Genomic DNA, 15,737 nt, shown 5'->3' with positions numbered 1-15,737 from the left:
GCACGAACATGACGGCCCTCCCTTCGAGGCCACGCCCAGTGCAGCACGCACCACCGACAGGAACCGGTCACGCGCGCGGCGGCCCGCTCGTCCCCCGCACCACCAACCGCGTGGGCAGGTCGACGTCCGGGGCTCCCCGCAGCCGCCCGGCGAGCGCGTCGAGCAGCAGCGCTGCGGCGCGTTCGCCCTGCTCACGGGCGGGCTGGGCGATGGTGGTGAGGTCGGCGAACTCGGCCACCGCCTGGTCGTCGAACCCGACGACGGACATCTGGCCGGGCACGTCGAGCCCGGCCCGGCGGAGCGTCCGCAACGCCCCGAGCGCCATCTCGTCGGACATCGCGAGCAGGGCGCTGGGCAGCCGGGGACCGCTGAGCAGCCGTTCGGCGGCCCGGGCGCCGGCGGCGGCGTCGTGACCGGCCGGGATCACCCACTCCGGCCGCAGCGGCAGCCCGGCCTCGGCGAGCGCGGCGGCGAACCCGGCGCGGCGGGCCTCCGTGGTGTCCCGCCCGACGGTGTCGTCCGGGTCGAAGGACAACAGCCCGATCTCCGTGTGCCCCAGCCCGACCAGGTGCCGCACCGCGGTCGCGGCCCCGGCCCGGTCGTCGATCCCCACCCGCGGCCTCCCCGGGAACGTCCCGCCGACGACCGCGATCGGCACCGCCAGCCGCTCCAGCACCTCCCGCTCCCTCTCGGTGAACGACGACGCCACGACGATCAGCCCGGCGACGGCCCACCGCTCGAGGGTGGCGAAGACGTGGGCGCGCCCCTCGGGGTCGCCGACGTTGTGCAGGAGCAGCTGGTGGCCGCCCGAGCGCAGGACCTTCTCCACGCCGCCGACGGCCTCGGCGAAGAACCAGGCCGACGGGAAACGGGCGAGTGCCGCGACCGCGGGCGGGGCGGCGCGCCGGACCGCGCGCTCGGGCGGCAGGTAGGCCAGCTCGTCGACCGCGCGCCGGATGCGTTCCTGCGTTTCGGCCGCGACGTAGGACGTCCCCGACAGCGACCGCGAGACCGTCGACGGCGCGACGCCGGCGAGGCGCGCCACGTCGCGGATGCTGGCCCGTCGCCCGTCCATCCCGCCTCCCCGGTGCACTTGTGGAACAGTATGGAACAACAGGCAACGCGAGCGGGAGGTTCCATGTCCGACACGGCCGCGTGGTGGCGGAGCGCCGTGATCTACCAGGTCTACATCCGCAGCTTCGCCGACGGCAACGGCGACGGCATCGGCGACGTCGCCGGCCTGCGGCAGCGCCTGGACCACCTGGCCGACCTGGGCGTCGACGCGATCTGGATCAATCCCTGGTACCCGTCGCCACTGGCCGACGCCGGGTACGACGTGTCCGACTACCGTGACATCGACCCTCGCTTCGGCACGTTGGCCGAAGCCGAGGCGCTCCTGCGCGAGGCCCACGAGCGCGACCTGCGGATCATCCTCGACATCGTCCCGAACCACACGTCGAGCGAGCACGAGTGGTTCCGCGCGGCCCTTCGGGCGGGTCCGGGCTCCGCCGAGCGCGACCGCTACCTGTTCCGGCCGGGCCGCGGGCCCCACGGCGACGAGCCCCCGAACGACTGGAAGGCGATGTTCGGCGGCGGCGCCTGGACCCGTGTCACCGAGCCCGACGGCACGCCCGGCGAGTGGTACCTGCACCTGTTCGACGTCGAGCAGCCGGACCTGAACTGGGACAACCCCGAGGTCCGTGCCGACTTCGAGAAGACGCTGCGGTTCTGGTTCGACCGCGGGGTGGACGGCTTCCGCATCGACGTCGCCAACTCGCTGATCAAGGAGCGGGGGCTCCCGGACGTCGGGGACAAGCAGCACCACGACCCGGGCCCGCACCCGCACTGGGACCGCGACGAGGTGCACGACGTCTACCGCGAGTGGCGCGCGGTCGCCGACTCCTACGACCCGCCGAAGGTGTTCGTGGCCGAGGCGTGGGTGCCCGAGGCGGACCGCTTCGCCCGCTACCTGCGGCCCGACGAGCTGCACACGGCCTTCAACTTCGACTTCCTCAAGGCGGCCTGGCTGGCCCCGGCGCTGCGCGAGTCCGTCGAGCGCACGCTGCGGGAGCACGCCGTCGTCGGGGCACCGCCCACCTGGGTGCTGTCCAACCACGACGTCGCCCGGCACACCTCGCGGCTCGCCCGCGACCCCGCGGCCGGCATCGGCACCTCGCTGGACTCGATGATCGACCTGCCGGCAGACCTCGAGCTGGGCCTGCGTCGCGCCCGCGCGGCGGCGCTACTGATCTTCGCGCTGCCCGGCGGCGCGTACGTCTACCAGGGCGACGAGCTGGGCCTGCCCGAGGTCGAGGACCTGCCGGAGGCGTCGCTGGACGACCCGACCTGGCGCCGGTCGGGGCACACCCTGCGCGGCCGCGACGGCTGCCGCGTCCCGGTCCCCTGGTCCGGCGACGGGCCGCCGTTCGGCTTCGGTCCCGGCGACGACCAGCCCTGGCTCCCGCAGCCCGAGTGGTTCTCCCGGTTCACCGTGGAGCGCGAGGACAAGGACCCGGAGTCGATGCTCGCGCTGTACCGGCGGGCGCTGCGGGTCCGCCGTGAGACCCCGGCGCTGGGCGACGGACCGCTGACCTGGCTCGACGTCCCGCCGGGTGCCCTCGGCTTCGCCCGCGACCCCGGCTTCGCGCTGCTGCTCAACGTGGACGCCGTCCCGTTCGCCCTGCCCGAGGGCGCCGAGGTGCTGCTCACCAGCGGCCCGTTGACCGACGACGGGCTGCTCCCGCAGGACACGGCGGTGTGGCTGCAGGTCGGGCAGCCGCTGCTCCGGATGCCGGAGTGACGCGGACGGCGCCGCGCCCCGACGATGCCCGGGTGGAGCCGAGCGCGCAGCCGTCGGGGTACCGGGCCGAGTACCGGGACCTGCTCACGCAGGCGTACGACCTGGACAAACCGGCGGCGCCGGCCGACGAGCTCGCGTTCCACCGCACTGCGATCGGGGCGGCGGAGCCCGTGCTGGAACTGATGTGCGGCAGCGGGCGGTTCCTGCTGCCGCTGCTCGCGACCGGTGTGGACGTGGACGGGGTGGACGCCTCGCCCTCCATGCTCGACGCCTGCCGTGAGCACGCGCGCGACCGGGGGCTCGACGTCTCCGGCCGGCTGCACGAGCAGCGCGCGGAGGACCTGCGGCTGCGCCGCCGGTACCGGGCCGCGTTCTGTGCCGCCGGATCCTGGGGGCTCCTCGCCGGCGACGACGAGGTCGCCGACGCCCTGGCCGCCGTCCGGGCGCACCTGTTGCAGGGCGGCTCCTTCCACTTCGAGGTCGAGACCGGGCCGGGGCCGCCGGGTGCACCCGGCGGCGTCCACTGGTGGAACCGCCCGGACGGCGCCGTGATCACCGCGCGCGGCGGGAACCGGATCGACGCGGCGACCGGCCTCGAGCACGGGGTGGGGATCTACGAGCTGTTCGTCGACGGCGTGCTGGTCCACACCGAGCTGAACCACTGGGTGCGCCGGTTCTGGTCGGCCGAGGCGATCGCGTCGGCGGTCCGCGCGGCGGGGTTCGCCGAGGTCACCGTCCGCTCCGGACACTCGGACGCACCACCCGGGCCGGACGACCTCCTGCTCACCGTGCACGCGGTCCGATGAGTCCGGGCCGTCCCGCCGGTCGACCCCCCATGAGCAGCCTCGCGAACGCCGTCTCCCCCTTCGTCGACGACGGCTCGATCCCCGGCCTGGTCGCCGCCGTCGAGCACGGCAGCGAGCTGGAGGTCGTCGTGCGCGGCGGAACCGGTCCCGGCGGGCCGCCGCTGCGCCGCGACTCGCTCTTCCGGATCGCCTCGATCTCCAAGCCGATCACGGCCGTCGCCGCGATGACCCTCGTCGAGGACGGCACGATCCGGCTCGACGAGCCGGTCGACCGGCTGCTCCCCGAGCTCGCCGACCGCCGGGTGCTGCGATCCGAGACCGCCGAACTGGACGACACCGTGCCGGCGGCGCGCCCGATCACGGTCGAGGACCTGCTGACCTTCCGGTCCGGCCTCGGCGTCCCGCCACTCGCCCCCGGCACCCTGCCCTGGCAGCGCGCCTACGCCGAGGCCCGGCTCGGCGGCGACGGCCCGCCCGGCTCGCACCCCGTCCCGCCGCCCGACGAGTGGGCGCGCCGGCTCGGCGCCCTCCCGCTGCTGGCCCCGCCCGGCGAGCGCTGGCTCTACCACACCGGGTCCGACGCGCTGGGCGTCCTGCTCGGGCGGGCGGCCGGTACGAGCCTCGGCGCGCTGCTCACCGAGCGGGTCCTCGGCCCGCTCGGGATGGTCGACACCGGGTTCGCGGTGCCGGCCCGGGAGCGGCACCGCTTCCAGCCGGAGTGGTGGGGAGGCCGGGTGTTCGACCCGGTCGACGGGCAGTGGGCCCGGCCCCCGGAGTTCGAGTCCGGAGGCGGCGGGCTGGTGTCCACCCTCGACGACCTGCTGGCCTTCGCGCGCATGCTCCGCCGTGGCGGGGATCCGGTGCTCCGCCCGGAGACGGTCGCCGCCATGACCTACGACCGGCTGACCGAGGAGCAGCGCGCCGGCGCGGGGATCTTCCTCGACGGCTCCGGTTGGGGCCTCGGCATGGCCGTCGAGGCGGACGGGCGCTACGGCTGGGACGGCGGACTCGGCACCTCCTGGCGCAACGATCCCGCCCGCGACCTCACCGGCATCCTGCTCACCCAGGTGATGTGGCCCGACCCGGCCGGCTCGGCCGTGACCCACGCGTTCTGGAAGGCGGTCGGCTGACCACCTGTCTGTCACGCTGAGCGACAGCACCCCGGCGCGTTGCTCACGACGTGTTGCCGACCACGCGACCGGGTGCCACACGGTCGTGTGGAAGCGGGGTCCGAACAGGGCGGGACGGCTGCGGACGGTGCACGCTCCCGGATCGTGAGGGAGCACACGCCATGATCGTCGCCGCGCCACGGAGCACCGCCCGCGGCCCGTTCGTCCACCGGACCACCGGACGCGACGGCCGCGCCGCGCTGCTGGGCACGGCCCTCGGCGTCGCGGTGCTGGCCCAAGGCGCGTTCTACGCCGGGCCGTTCACGGTGGCCGCCGCGCTCGTCGCCGCTGCCGGGGTCCTGGCCGTGGCCCACTGCGCCCGGGTTCCGCGCCCGGTGTCGATCGCGGCGGCCTGCTGGGCCGGCTTCGCGCTGTGGGTGCTGGTCCGGGCCCTGCTCGACGGCACCGTCGCCACCGCTGTCCCGACGATCGCCGTCGCGCTGCTGCTCGCCGTCGCCCTCCCGGTCGCGGCCGGGCTCGACGCCGAGGGCCGTGGCCTGCTGCGGACCCTCGCGATCGCGCTCGCCGTGGTCGTCGCCGCCTCGGGATGGGTCGGCACGGTGCTGCACCTGTCCCCGCTCTCGATGCCCTCCTCCGGGCTGTGGCGCGCCGCCGCCACGATCACCTACGCGAACGCCGCGGGCGCCGCGCTGGTCACCGGCCTGCTGCTCGCGCTGGTCACGGTGCCGACGAACTGCCCGCTGCTCCGTCGGGGCGTGGTCGCCGCCCTCCTGCTCGGGCTCGCGGTCACGATGAGCCGCGGCGCCTTCCTGGCCCTGGTGGTCGGGCTGGCCGTGCTGCTCGCCACCGCCGCCGGGCGACGCAGCGTCCGCGGCCTCCTGCCCGTGCTCCCCGCCGTCGCGCTGCCGTGCGCGGCGCTGCTGCCCGCCCTGCCCGACGGATCGGCTGCGCGACCTCTGCTCGCCCTCGCCGGGCTCGCGGCGGGCGCTGCCGTGCTGCTCGCCGCGGGCCGGCGGCGTCGGGCGGCGGTCGCCGCAGCCTCGTCCGCGTTGCTCCTCGGCCTCGCCGACCTGGTCGCAGGCGCGTCGAACGGCGCCGCCCCGGCCGTGGCCGTCGACACCATCGCGGAGACCCGGCTGACCGGCGCCTCGGCGGATCGGGTCGACCTGGTCCGGGAGACGCTGACGCGCTTCGCCTCCGCCCCGTGGACGGGCGTCGGCCCCGGGTCGCTGGACCTGACCTACGTGGACCACACCGGACGGCTGGTGCACGCCTGGTTCACGCATCTCGAGTACCTGCAGCTCGCCGCGGAGACCGGGCTCGTCGGCCTGACGCTCGTGCTGGGCGGCGTCGGCGCGCTCGTCGCCGGCGCGCTCGCGACTCTCACGAACCGTCGTCTCCCGCTCGCGACCCGCAGCGGCCGTCGTCTCCCGCTCGCGACCCGCAGCGGCCGTCGTCTCCCGCTCGCGACCCGCAGCGGCCGTCGTCTCCCGCTGCGTGCAGCCGGCGGGCTCGCCGTCCTCGCCGCGTTCGGCACGCAGAGCGCGCTCGACTTCCTCTGGCACGTCCCCGCGTTGCCGCTGCTGGTGTGCCTCGCCGTGGCCACCCTCCTGCCCGCCCCCACCCGCACCGACACCCTCACGACGAAGGAGCCCACCCGATGAGTCGCACGTCCTCCGGCCGTTCCCGCACCGCCCTGCGCGCGGGCCTGATCCTCGCCGCCAGCGGGGTGCTGGTCTGGGCCGGCGGGGCCGCACCGGCCCTCGCCCAGTTCAGCCCGCCCACGTACGTGACCTGTACGAGCTTGCCGGGCCTCGGAACTGGTGTGGCCGTGGGGCAGGCCAGCGCGCCCGTCCCGGCCGGGCTCTGCGGCCCGGTCGGCGGGTTCAGCGCACCGGCCGTGCAGCCCGCCCCGCCGATGGTGCCCGGCAGCCCGTTCTGACCCCCCGCGACGGTCCGGTCCAGCAGCGTGGCCGGGCCGGCGCGCCCCTCCCCTACCGGTACCGCGAGTCGTACCGGGCCCGGGCCCGCTCCCGGACGGCGCGCGCCGCGGCGTCGCGCACGGCCTGCGCGTGGCCCGGCGGATAGCCCGCCTTGCGCACCCGGTGGTCGACCGAGTCGTGCAGCAGGAAGATCGCGAACTGGGCGGAGACCAGCCAGCCCAGCAACAACCCGCAGAGCCGCACCCACAGCGGACCGGGCACGAACAGCACGATCGGCACCGAGACCAGGGTCAGCGGGACCGCCGTACGCAGCAGGTGCCGGGCAACCCAGGTCGGGCAGGTCGCGTCGTAGAGCACCCACTCGCGGTACCGCGCCGGCAGCCGCCCGCCGACCGCGTACCAGACCCACCGGGCCGGACCCGGCCGCTGCACCGCCACGTCGTCGAGGTTAGCCGCGGGGGCGGACTCGCCCGCCCCGCACGCCAAGATCGCCGCGAGCGTGCCGCCGGAGCTGCCCGAAGGACCATCGCGTCACGCTCACAGGGATCATGAAAAGCACCGCCGCGTTGCCATCACCCGCCGCACGATTCTGATCGCGACGAGCGTGACGGCACCGCTTCCAACTGGACCACCACGTGACGCTCGCATCGATCATGAGCAGGCGGATCGCCGAGATCGCCGACCCCCTCCCTGATCGCTGCGAGCGTGACGTCGGCGCTTTCCGGACGACCGCCCTGCACCACTCGCGCCACCACGATCGCGACGAGCGTGACGCCAGCGCTCGCTCTCCGACCACCACGTCCCACTCGCGGTGATCTTGATGTCGGAACACCACCGCTCCTCGCCCATGATCACTACGAGCGTGACGTCACTGCTGCCCGTTCGACCGCCCTGTGCCACTCACGATGATCAGCGATCGCCACCGGCCGCCCCGGCGCCGAGACCGGGACGGCTCGGTGCAGCGGGTCGCGGTCAGTGCCGCAGCCCGGCCTGCTCGAGCAGCGGCATCACGTTCTCGCCGAAGTACTTGAGCTCCTCGTTGTAGTCGATGAGCCCGAAGATCATGCCCTCCATGCCGGCCTCGTTGAGCCTGCCCAGCTCCTCGGTGACCTGCTCCGGCGTCCCGACGATCGGGTAGCCGCCCCAGCCGGCGATGAAGCGCTCCTGCATCTCCTTCACCGCGTGGTCGAAGGACTGCGACGCACCGGACCCGGCGATCTTGATGACATTGCCCGCCGCACCCCAGTCGCCCTCGTCGACGACCTGCTGGAAGGCCCGCTTCGCCTCCTCCTCGGTGTCCCGGCAGACGACCAGGCCGTAGGTCATGACGTGGATCTCCCGCTGGTAGTCGTCGCGGGCCTTGCTCTTGACCTTGTCCACGTACGCCTTGATGTTCTCCAGCGTGTCCAGCGAGGCGAAGTTGAAGTCGACGTTGCGGGCGGAGAACTCGATGCCCGACGGCGAGTTGCCGGCGTTGAGCAGCGCGGGCCGCGGACCCTGGTGGGGCTTGGGATAGGCCTCGAGCAGTTCGGCGTCGAAGTACTTCGAGTGGATCGCGAACGTGCCCTCCTCGGTCCAGAGCTTGTTCACGAAGTCGAGCCACTCCTGGCCGAAGGCGTAGCGCTCGTCGTGCTCGCGCTGCTCGGAGCCGAACATCTCCATCTCCGGCGGCACCCAGCCCATCACCATGTTCAGCGCGAACCGGCCGCCGGAGATGCGGTCGACCGTGGTGGCCTGCTTGGCCGCGACGATCGGGTGCACCGTCGGGAGGTGCGACGTCGCGGCGACCGCGATCCGCTCGGTCGCCTCGGCGACCCCGGCCGCCCAGGTGTAGGTCTCGAAGCAGTTGCCGTTGAAGTTCGTCGACCCGCCGAAGCCCTTCCAGCGGGCGACGGGGACCAGGACGTCGAACCCGAGCCGGTCGGCCCGCTGCGCGATCTCCTTGGTGTGCTCCCAGGTGATCTCGTAGCTCGACGGGGCGTGGCTCATGATCAGCCCGTACGAGCAGTTGGTGCCGAACAGGCCCAGCTTCATCTTCTGGTCGCCGAACAGCGGGTTGGTCTCGGTGCGGTCCTGCGCGGGCCGGGTCTCGCTCGCCGGACGGGGGTCGGTGGGGGCGAGGCCGAGGCGCTCGTTGGCGGTCACGGTCATGGTCGTCTCCTGGTCGGGCGGGTGCCGGGTCAGCCGAGCTGGAAGGGGTCGCGGGTGCCGCCGGTGAGCTCGACGAACACGGACTTGTTCTCGGTGTACTCGTTGATCGCGTCGACGCCGTTCTCGCGGCCGAGGCCGCTGGCGCCGAAGCCGCCGAAGGGCATGTTGGGGGCGATCACGCGGTAGGCGTTGATCCACACGGTGCCGGCGCGCAGCCTCGCGGCGACCCGGTGGGCGCGGTGCACGTCCTTGGTCCAGACTGCGCCGGCCAGGCCGTACGGGGTGTCGTTGGCCAGCTTCAGGGCCTCGTCCTCGTCGGTGAAGGTGTAGGCGGCCAGCACCGGCCCGAACACCTCCTCGCGCACGACGGTGTTCTCCGGGGTCACGTTCGTCACCACGGTGGGCTTGACGAACAGCCCGCCCCGCTCGGCGTCGGGCTCGCCGCCGCAGGCGAAGGTGGCGCCTTCCGCGGCCGCGCCCTGCAGGTACCCGAGGACCTTCTCGTACTGCGGCCGGTTCGCGACCGGGCCCATCTCGGTGTCCGCCTCGGTGGGGTCGCCGAGCACGATCGAGTTGGCCCGTTCGACCACCTTGGACACCAGCTCGTCGTGCACGTCGGCGTGCACGATCAGTCGTGAGCCCGCCATGCAGGTCTGCCCGGTGGCCGCGAACACGCCGGCGACCAGACCGTTCGCCGCGGCGTCGAGGTCGGCGTCGGGGAACACGATCTGCGGGGACTTGCCGCCGAGCTCGAGGGTGACGCGGTTGAAGTTGGCCACCGCGGCCTGCGCGACCTTGGCCCCGGTCGCCGACGAGCCCGTGAAGGCGATCTTGTCGACGCCCTTGTGGGTCGACAGGGCCTCGCCGGTGGACCGGTCCCAGCCCGTGACGACGTTGAGCACCCCGGCCGGAAGGCCGGCCCCGTGCAGGACCTCGGCGAACGCCACCGTCGAGGCGGGTGCGTGCTCCGACGGCTTGACGACCATCGTGCAGCCCGCGGCGAGCGCCGGGGCCAGCTTGAACGTCAGCAGCAGGAGCGGCGAGTTCCAGGGCGTGATCGCCCCGACCACCCCGACCGGCTCGCGGGTGGTGAACCCGAAGTAGTTCGGGTTGACCGGCGGGACCGTGCGGCCCTCGATCTTGTCGGCCAGCCCGGAGAAGTAGTAGTACCACTGCGGCAGCGACTTCAGCTGGCCGAGCATCTCGCGCAACAGCTTGCCCGAGTCGTTGACCTCGAGGCGGGCCAGCCGCTCGGCGTTGGCCGCGACGGCGTCGCCGCACCTGCGCAGGATCGCGGCGCGCTGGAAGCCGGTCATCTGCCCCCACTCGCCGTCGAGGGCGGCGCGGGCGGCGGCGACGGCCTCGTCGACGTCCTCCGGGCCGCCGTCGGCGAGGCGGGCCCACGGCTCGCCGGTGTACGGGTTGAGCGACTCGAACGTGCGGCCCGAGCGGGCGTCGACGGACTTGCCACCGATGAAGAGCCTCAGCTCCTCGAGGGATGTCGTCATCGACCTCTCCTTCTCCACTGGTGCAGGGGCGCGGCCGCGGATCCGGCGGCGGACGACGAGGGACGCTAGGGATCCGGCGGGGGCCGCCGATATCCGCGGACCGCAGGCCCGGAGCCGTTCCGTGCGAGATCAGGGGCACACCGCGGACGTCCGGCGCCGCACTCAGCGGATAGCGCGCTGCGCTCTCGGGCTAGTAGTGGCGACCCGTGGTTCCCTAGTGTCGGAGGCGCCTTGATCGGGCGGCTCCCCCGCCGCCCGCAGCGCGGTGAGGGAGCGCGCCGCGCCCACGACACGAGGAGGTGTCGCCGATGATGGCCACTGCCGAGCCCGTGCAGGTCCCTCCCGCCCGTCTCACGCGCTACCCGATCCTGGACACCCACAGCCTGGACGAGGCCCGCGAGGCCGTGACCCGGGTGTACCTCGACCACGACCTGACCGCCCCGGACGACCGGCTCGAGATGACGCTGAACGCCACCTCGGACAGGCTGTTCACGCTGGGCTACCTGACGTACAAGTCGGCCGCGAAGCTCGTCATGCCGCCGACGGAGGACTGCTACCACGTCAACCTGACGACGGCGGGTCGCACCGAGGCCAACCGGACGGACGGCGGGCGCGCCACCACGACCGCGCGGGCCAGCGGGATCGTGCTGCTGCCGGACCAGGAGAACACCGTGCGGTGGTCCCCCGACGCCGAGCAGCTGATCCTCAAGATCCCCCGGCGCAGTCTGGAGGACCACCTGAGCGAGCAGCTCAACCGGCCCGTGCACGAGGTGCTGGACTTCGACTACGGGATCGACCTGACCACCGCGGCCGGCCGCACCCTGCTGGCGTCGGTCGAGTTCTTCGTGCGCGAGCTGGACCGCCCCGGCGGGCTGGCCGACATGCCGATCGCGCGCGAGCAGTACGAGGCGTTCGTGATGACACAGCTGCTGCACACGGGCCGGCACCAGCACACCGACGCCCTCCTTGCGCCCGCCGACCCCGCCCGCTCGGGGCGGCTGCGGCCCGTCCTCGACTACATCGAGCAGCACGCGGACGAGCCGCTCACCCCGCAGGAGCTGGCCCGCGTGGGCTGCATGAGCGTCCGGACCCTGCACGCGACCTTCCAGCAGGAGCTCGGTGAGTCGCCGATGAACCACCTGCGGCGCATCCGGCTCGACCACGTCCGCGCCGAGCTGCTGCGCTGCGACCCGGCGTCGACCCGGGTCACGGACGTCGCGCTGCGCTGGGGCTTCTTCCACCAGAGCCGCTTCGCCCAGCAGTACCGGGAGCGGTTCGGCGAGCTGCCGCGGGAGACGCTGCGGGAACGGGCGGGGTAGCGCTCGGCGGATATCGGGTCACCGCCATCGGATAGCCGGTTCGCCCCGCGCCTCCTACCGTCACGGGCGTGCTCGACGACGCCACCACCGACCCCGCGCCCGGCGCCCTGAACGGCGTGCGGGTGCTGGAGCTCGGCACGCTCATCGCCGGTCCCTTCTGCGGCCGGCTGCTCGCCGACCACGGCGCGGACGTGATCAAGGTCGAGGCCCCGGACCGGCCCGACCCGCTGCGCGTGTGGGGCCAGGCCGAGCAGGACGGCCACCACTTCTTCTGGACGGTGCACGCCCGCAACAAGCGGTGCATCACGCTCGACCTGCGCCGCGACGAGGGCCGCGAGCTCTTCCTGCGCCTGGTCGACACCGCGGACGTCGTGGTGGAGAGCTTCCGCCCCGGCACCCTGGAGCGCTGGGGCCTGGGCTACGACGTGCTCTCCGCCCGCAACCCCGGACTGGTCCTCGCCCGGGTCTCCGGCTACGGGCAGACCGGCCCGCTCAGCCGTCGACCCGGCTACGCGTCCGTGGCCGAGGCCACGAGCGGCATGCGGTACCTCAACGGCTTCCCGGGTGGGCCGCCGCCGCGCGCCGCGCTGTCGATCGGCGACTCGCTGGGCGGGATGTTCGCGATGCAGGGCGTGCTCGCCGCGCTCCTCGCCCGCGGGCAGCAGGGCCCCCACCAGGGGAAGGGCCAGGTCGTCGACGTCGCGCTGGCCGAGGCCTGCCTGGCGATGCTGGAGTCGGTCATCCCGGACTACGACGCCACGGGCCTGGTCCGGCAGCCGTCGGGCACCCGGCTGGACAAGCTCGCGCCGTCGAACCTCTACCGCAGTCGCGACGGCCGCTGGCTGATCATCGCGGCCAACCAGGACACCGTGTTCGCCCGGCTCTGCACCGCGATGGGTCGCGAGGACCTGGTGTCCGACCCGCGCTTCGCCACACACGTGCCCCGCGGCGAGCACCAGGACGAGATCGACGCGATCGTCGCAGAGTGGGCCGGGCGGCACGACGCCGACGAGCTGACGCGGCTGCTCGAGGAGGCCGGTGTGGTCGTCGGGCCGGTGGACACGGTGGCCGAGGTGGTGGCGAACCCGCAGTTCCGGGCCCGCGACATGCTCGTGCCGCACTTCGACGAGGCGATCGGCAAGGACGTCCTCGGTCCCGGGGTGGTGCCGGTGCTCACGGGTACCCCCGGTGGCGTCCGCTGGGCCGGGCCGCCGGAGCCCGGCACGCACAACGCCGAGGTCTACACCGGGCTGCTCGGCCTCGACGCGGGCGAGCTCGGGGCGTTGCGTGACGCCGGCGTCGTCTGAGCCGTCCGATTCGGAGGTGAACCGTGTTCTCCCTGCCCCGCTCCGTGGACCTGCGCGAGGTCGGCCTGCAGCTGGAGGCGCCGATCCCGCTCGACGCCAAGCTCACCCTGCTCGACGCGATCGCCGCGACCGGCGTGCGCCGGGTGGAGGTCACGTCGTTCGTCTCGCCGAAGGCCGTGCCCGCCCTCGCCGACGCCGAGCAGGTCGTCGCCGAGCTGCACCGCTGGCCCGAGCTGGCCTTCTCGGCGCTCGTGGCCGGTCGCGGCGGCGCGCGGCGCGCGGTCGAGGCCGGGATGGCGAACCTCGAGTACGTCGTCTCGGCCTCCGAAGGGCACAGCCTCGCCAACGCGCGGCGGACCACCGACGAGGCCGTGGCGGCGGTGGCCGACGTCGCCGCCCTGACCCACGGCGCCGGCGGACGGCTGGAGGCCGTCATCGCCGTGGCCTGGGACTGCCCGTTCGACGGGCGCACCCCGGTGGAACGGACCGTGGAGGTGGCCCGTCGGGCGACGGAGCTCGGCGCCGACGAACTGTGCCTCGGCGACACCATCGGCACCACCGTGCCCGGGCGGGTCGTGGAGCTGCTCGACGCCGTGCGCGCGGCCGTACCGGGCGTCGAGGTGGGCGTGCACTTCCACGACACCCGGGGTGCCGGCCTGGCCTGCGTGCTCGCGGCGGCCCAGGCCGGCGTCACGAAGATCGACGCGTCGGTCGGCGGGCTGGGCGGGTGCCCGTTCGCCCCCGGGGCGAGCGGCAACATCGCGACCGAGGAGGTCGTCTACCTGCTCGAGGGATCCGGCGTGGACACCGGGCTCGACCTCACGGCGGCGCTGCACGCGACACGGGTCGCCGAGCGCGCCGTCGGGCACGAGCTGCCGAGCAACCTGCACCGCGCGGGCGGCCCGAACCGCCCGCGCGGCCGCACGTCCGTGCGCAGCCGGGCCTGACGCGCCCGTCAGCCCGCCTTGCGGCCGAACCAGCGACGCCGGGTGGGCGTGGTCGCCGGCCCGTTCTCGGGCGGCGCGATCTCGGACTTGAGCGGAGCGAGCTTCTCCCCGATCCGGCCGATCGTCTCGGCGGGGACCCCCAGATCGGTGAGGGTCGCGACCAGGTGCCCGACGACGAGGTCGAAGTGGTCGGGCTGGATGCGGAAGGCTGCGTGGGCCTCCTTCATCGAGCGCCCCGCGTACAGCTCCGGACCGCCGATCGCCGCGGCGATGAAGCTGCGTTGGTGGGCCTTGAGCCGCTTCATGTCGATGCCGTCGAAGTACCCGACCAGGGCCGGGTCGCCGAGCACCCGGACGTAGAACTGGTCGACCGCCGCGGCGACGGCGTCTGCGCCGCCGATCTCGTCGTAGATGGTGGCGCGTCCGCTCGAGGTCATGACACCGGTATAGAGAGCGCCTGTTTCCTGATCGTGTGACCAGGATGAACCGGTGTAATGACGCCCTCACGGCCGCGTCCGGGACCGTGTGAGCCCCCGCTGGGCGGAGACGCCGTAGGCGCCGCGGTGGAACAGCAGCGGCGCCCGGGACGGATCGGCCCCCAGGTCCTGTACCCGCCCCACGACGATCGTGTGGTCGCCACCCGGGAACTCGTCGGCGAGGGTGCAGTCGATCCAGGCCGCCACGCCGTCGAGCCGCGGCGCGCCGGAGGGCGCGGGCGCCCAGGCGACCCCCGCGAACTTGTCGGTGCCCGACCGGGCGAAGGCCGTGCTGAGCTCCTCGTGGCCGTCGGCGAGGACGTTGACGCAGAAGGTGCCGACCTCGCGGATCCGCGGCCACGTGGTGGAGGTCCGGGCCGGGCTGAAGGACACCAGAGGCGGGTCGAGCGACAGCGAGCTGAACGACTGGCAGGTGAAACCGGCCGGCCCGTCGGGGGTCACCGCCGTGACCACGACGATGCCGGAGGCGAAGTGGCCCAGCACCTCGCGCATGCGGGCGGGCGCGACCGCAGCCGGCAGCGCTGTGTGCGTCGTCTCGTTCATGCGGGGCGACGGTAGGCCGCGGTCGCCCGCGTCGATATCCGCGGACCGCCGCCGGGCAGCCACAAGGCGCATGTTCCGGCATCTCCCCCGAACGGGCCGCGCAACACGGATAGGAGTCGGCTCACAACGGATGGTCCAGGCGGCCCGCCGTCTCCTACCGTCGACGTGTGCTCGACGATCCCGCCCGTCCCGGGCGCGGATCCGACCGTGAGGAACCGACGATGACGTCTCCCACCCCCGCCCTCCCCGGCACGCGGGCCGTCCAGCGGGCCGTGGCCGCGCTGGCCGCCGGCCGGATGGTGATCGTGACCGACGACGCCGACCGCGAGGACGAGGGCGACCTCGTCCTGCCGGCCGCGACCGCCACACCCGAGCAACTCGCCTTCGTGGTCCGGCACAGCACCGGCATCGTCTGCGCACCCATGCCCTCCGCACGGGCCGACGCACTGGGCCTGCCGCCGATGGTCGCCGACAACACCGACGCCCACGGCACCGCGTTCACCGTGACCGTCGACCACCGCGACGCGGGCACCGGGGTCTCCGCCGCCGACCGCGCCCGCACGCTGCGCGCCCTCGCCGACCCGGCGACACGACCCGACGAGCTGCGCCGCCCGGGACACGTCTTCCCGCTACGCGCCCGCGAGGGCGGCGTCCTCGTCCGGGCCGGGCACACCGAGGCCGCCGTCGACCTGCTCCGCCTGGCCGGCCAGGAGCTGATCGGCGTGATCGGCGAGATCGTCGACGACGACGGCACCATGGCCCGCGGCGAGCGGCTGCACGCCTTCG

Annotated in this window: 15 protein-coding genes; 9 read left to right on the top strand and 6 right to left on the bottom strand. The window is 74.0% G+C overall.

Features of this window, described 5'->3' with window-relative positions; all coding sequences use genetic code 11:
* Positions 1 to 67 precede the first annotated feature (67 nt).
* Positions 68 to 1,075, bottom strand: a complete 1,008-nt coding sequence (locus tag LWC35_RS32995) for a LacI family DNA-binding transcriptional regulator (RefSeq protein WP_232874410.1) — start codon at positions 1,073 to 1,075, stop codon at positions 68 to 70.
* Positions 1,076 to 1,138: 63 nt separating this feature from the next.
* Between LWC35_RS32995 and LWC35_RS32990 the strand changes: the two genes are divergently transcribed.
* From LWC35_RS32990 to LWC35_RS32970, 5 genes are all read left to right on the top strand, one after another.
* Positions 1,139 to 2,800 carry a glycoside hydrolase family 13 protein gene (locus LWC35_RS32990; protein WP_232874409.1) on the top strand — a complete coding sequence of 554 codons (1,662 nt, stop codon included), beginning with the start codon at positions 1,139 to 1,141 and terminating at the stop codon, positions 2,798 to 2,800.
* 32 nt (positions 2,801 to 2,832) lie between these two features.
* On the top strand, positions 2,833 to 3,606 hold the full coding sequence (locus LWC35_RS32985) for a methyltransferase domain-containing protein (RefSeq protein WP_232874408.1): 774 nt from the start codon (positions 2,833 to 2,835) through the stop codon (positions 3,604 to 3,606).
* A gap of 29 nt (positions 3,607 to 3,635) precedes the next feature.
* Complete coding sequence (locus tag LWC35_RS32980) at positions 3,636 to 4,736, top strand: serine hydrolase domain-containing protein (RefSeq protein WP_232874407.1); 1,101 nt, start codon at positions 3,636 to 3,638, stop codon at positions 4,734 to 4,736.
* A 161-nt stretch (positions 4,737 to 4,897) separates the two neighbouring features.
* On the top strand, positions 4,898 to 6,400 hold the full coding sequence (locus LWC35_RS32975) for an O-antigen ligase family protein (RefSeq protein ID WP_232874406.1): 1,503 nt from the start codon (positions 4,898 to 4,900) through the stop codon (positions 6,398 to 6,400).
* Positions 6,397 to 6,678 carry a hypothetical protein gene (locus tag LWC35_RS32970; protein WP_232874405.1) on the top strand — a complete coding sequence of 94 codons (282 nt, stop codon included), beginning with the start codon at positions 6,397 to 6,399 and terminating at the stop codon, positions 6,676 to 6,678. Before LWC35_RS32975 ends, LWC35_RS32970 begins: the two co-directional genes overlap by 4 nt.
* A 52-nt stretch (positions 6,679 to 6,730) precedes the next feature.
* Here the strand turns inward: LWC35_RS32970 and LWC35_RS32965 are convergent, their stop codons facing one another.
* The 3 genes from LWC35_RS32965 to LWC35_RS32955 form a co-directional block, all read right to left on the bottom strand.
* Positions 6,731 to 7,117, bottom strand: a complete 387-nt coding sequence (locus tag LWC35_RS32965; RefSeq protein ID WP_232874404.1) for a DUF5313 family protein — start codon at positions 7,115 to 7,117, stop codon at positions 6,731 to 6,733.
* 534 nt (positions 7,118 to 7,651) lie between these two features.
* Complete coding sequence (locus LWC35_RS32960; protein WP_232874403.1) at positions 7,652 to 8,830, bottom strand: LLM class flavin-dependent oxidoreductase; 1,179 nt, start codon at positions 8,828 to 8,830, stop codon at positions 7,652 to 7,654.
* Between the two features lie 29 nt (positions 8,831 to 8,859).
* Positions 8,860 to 10,338, bottom strand: coding sequence for an aldehyde dehydrogenase (locus tag LWC35_RS32955; RefSeq protein WP_232874402.1), 1,479 nt, complete (start codon positions 10,336 to 10,338; stop codon positions 8,860 to 8,862).
* A gap of 308 nt (positions 10,339 to 10,646) precedes the next feature.
* On the opposite strand from LWC35_RS32955, the gene LWC35_RS32950 reads away from it, so the two are divergent.
* The 3 genes from LWC35_RS32950 (at position 10,647) to LWC35_RS32940 (ending at position 13,911) form a co-directional block, all read left to right on the top strand.
* The gene (locus LWC35_RS32950; protein ID WP_232874401.1) at positions 10,647 to 11,657 is read left to right on the top strand and encodes an AraC family transcriptional regulator; all 1,011 of its coding nucleotides are present in this window, start codon (positions 10,647 to 10,649) and stop codon (positions 11,655 to 11,657) included.
* Between the two features lie 68 nt (positions 11,658 to 11,725).
* Positions 11,726 to 12,964: a CaiB/BaiF CoA transferase family protein gene (locus tag LWC35_RS32945; RefSeq protein WP_232874400.1), complete on the top strand. Its 1,239-nt coding sequence runs from the start codon at positions 11,726 to 11,728 to the stop codon at positions 12,962 to 12,964.
* Between the two features lie 23 nt (positions 12,965 to 12,987).
* Positions 12,988 to 13,911: a hydroxymethylglutaryl-CoA lyase gene (locus LWC35_RS32940; RefSeq protein ID WP_232874399.1), complete on the top strand. Its 924-nt coding sequence runs from the start codon at positions 12,988 to 12,990 to the stop codon at positions 13,909 to 13,911.
* A gap of 8 nt (positions 13,912 to 13,919) precedes the next feature.
* Here LWC35_RS32940 and LWC35_RS32935 read toward each other — a convergent pair whose 3' ends face one another.
* Both LWC35_RS32935 and LWC35_RS32930 read right to left on the bottom strand, forming a co-directional pair.
* Complete coding sequence (locus LWC35_RS32935) at positions 13,920 to 14,348, bottom strand: group I truncated hemoglobin (RefSeq protein ID WP_232874398.1); 429 nt, start codon at positions 14,346 to 14,348, stop codon at positions 13,920 to 13,922.
* A gap of 66 nt (positions 14,349 to 14,414) precedes the next feature.
* Positions 14,415 to 14,951: a flavin reductase family protein gene (locus LWC35_RS32930; protein WP_232874397.1), complete on the bottom strand. Its 537-nt coding sequence runs from the start codon at positions 14,949 to 14,951 to the stop codon at positions 14,415 to 14,417.
* Positions 14,952 to 15,172: 221 nt separating this feature from the next.
* On the opposite strand from LWC35_RS32930, the gene ribB reads away from it, so the two are divergent.
* Positions 15,173 to 15,737 (top strand): 3,4-dihydroxy-2-butanone-4-phosphate synthase (gene ribB / locus LWC35_RS32925; protein WP_232874396.1); only part of this gene is annotated, 565 nt, incomplete at its 3' end.

This window comes from Pseudonocardia kujensis (assembly GCF_021283305.1).
Taxonomy (GTDB): Bacteria; Actinomycetota; Actinomycetes; order Mycobacteriales; family Pseudonocardiaceae; genus Pseudonocardia; species Pseudonocardia kujensis.
Note: the sequence above shows the minus strand (reverse complement) of the source record. Positions and strands in the feature narration are given on the sequence as shown.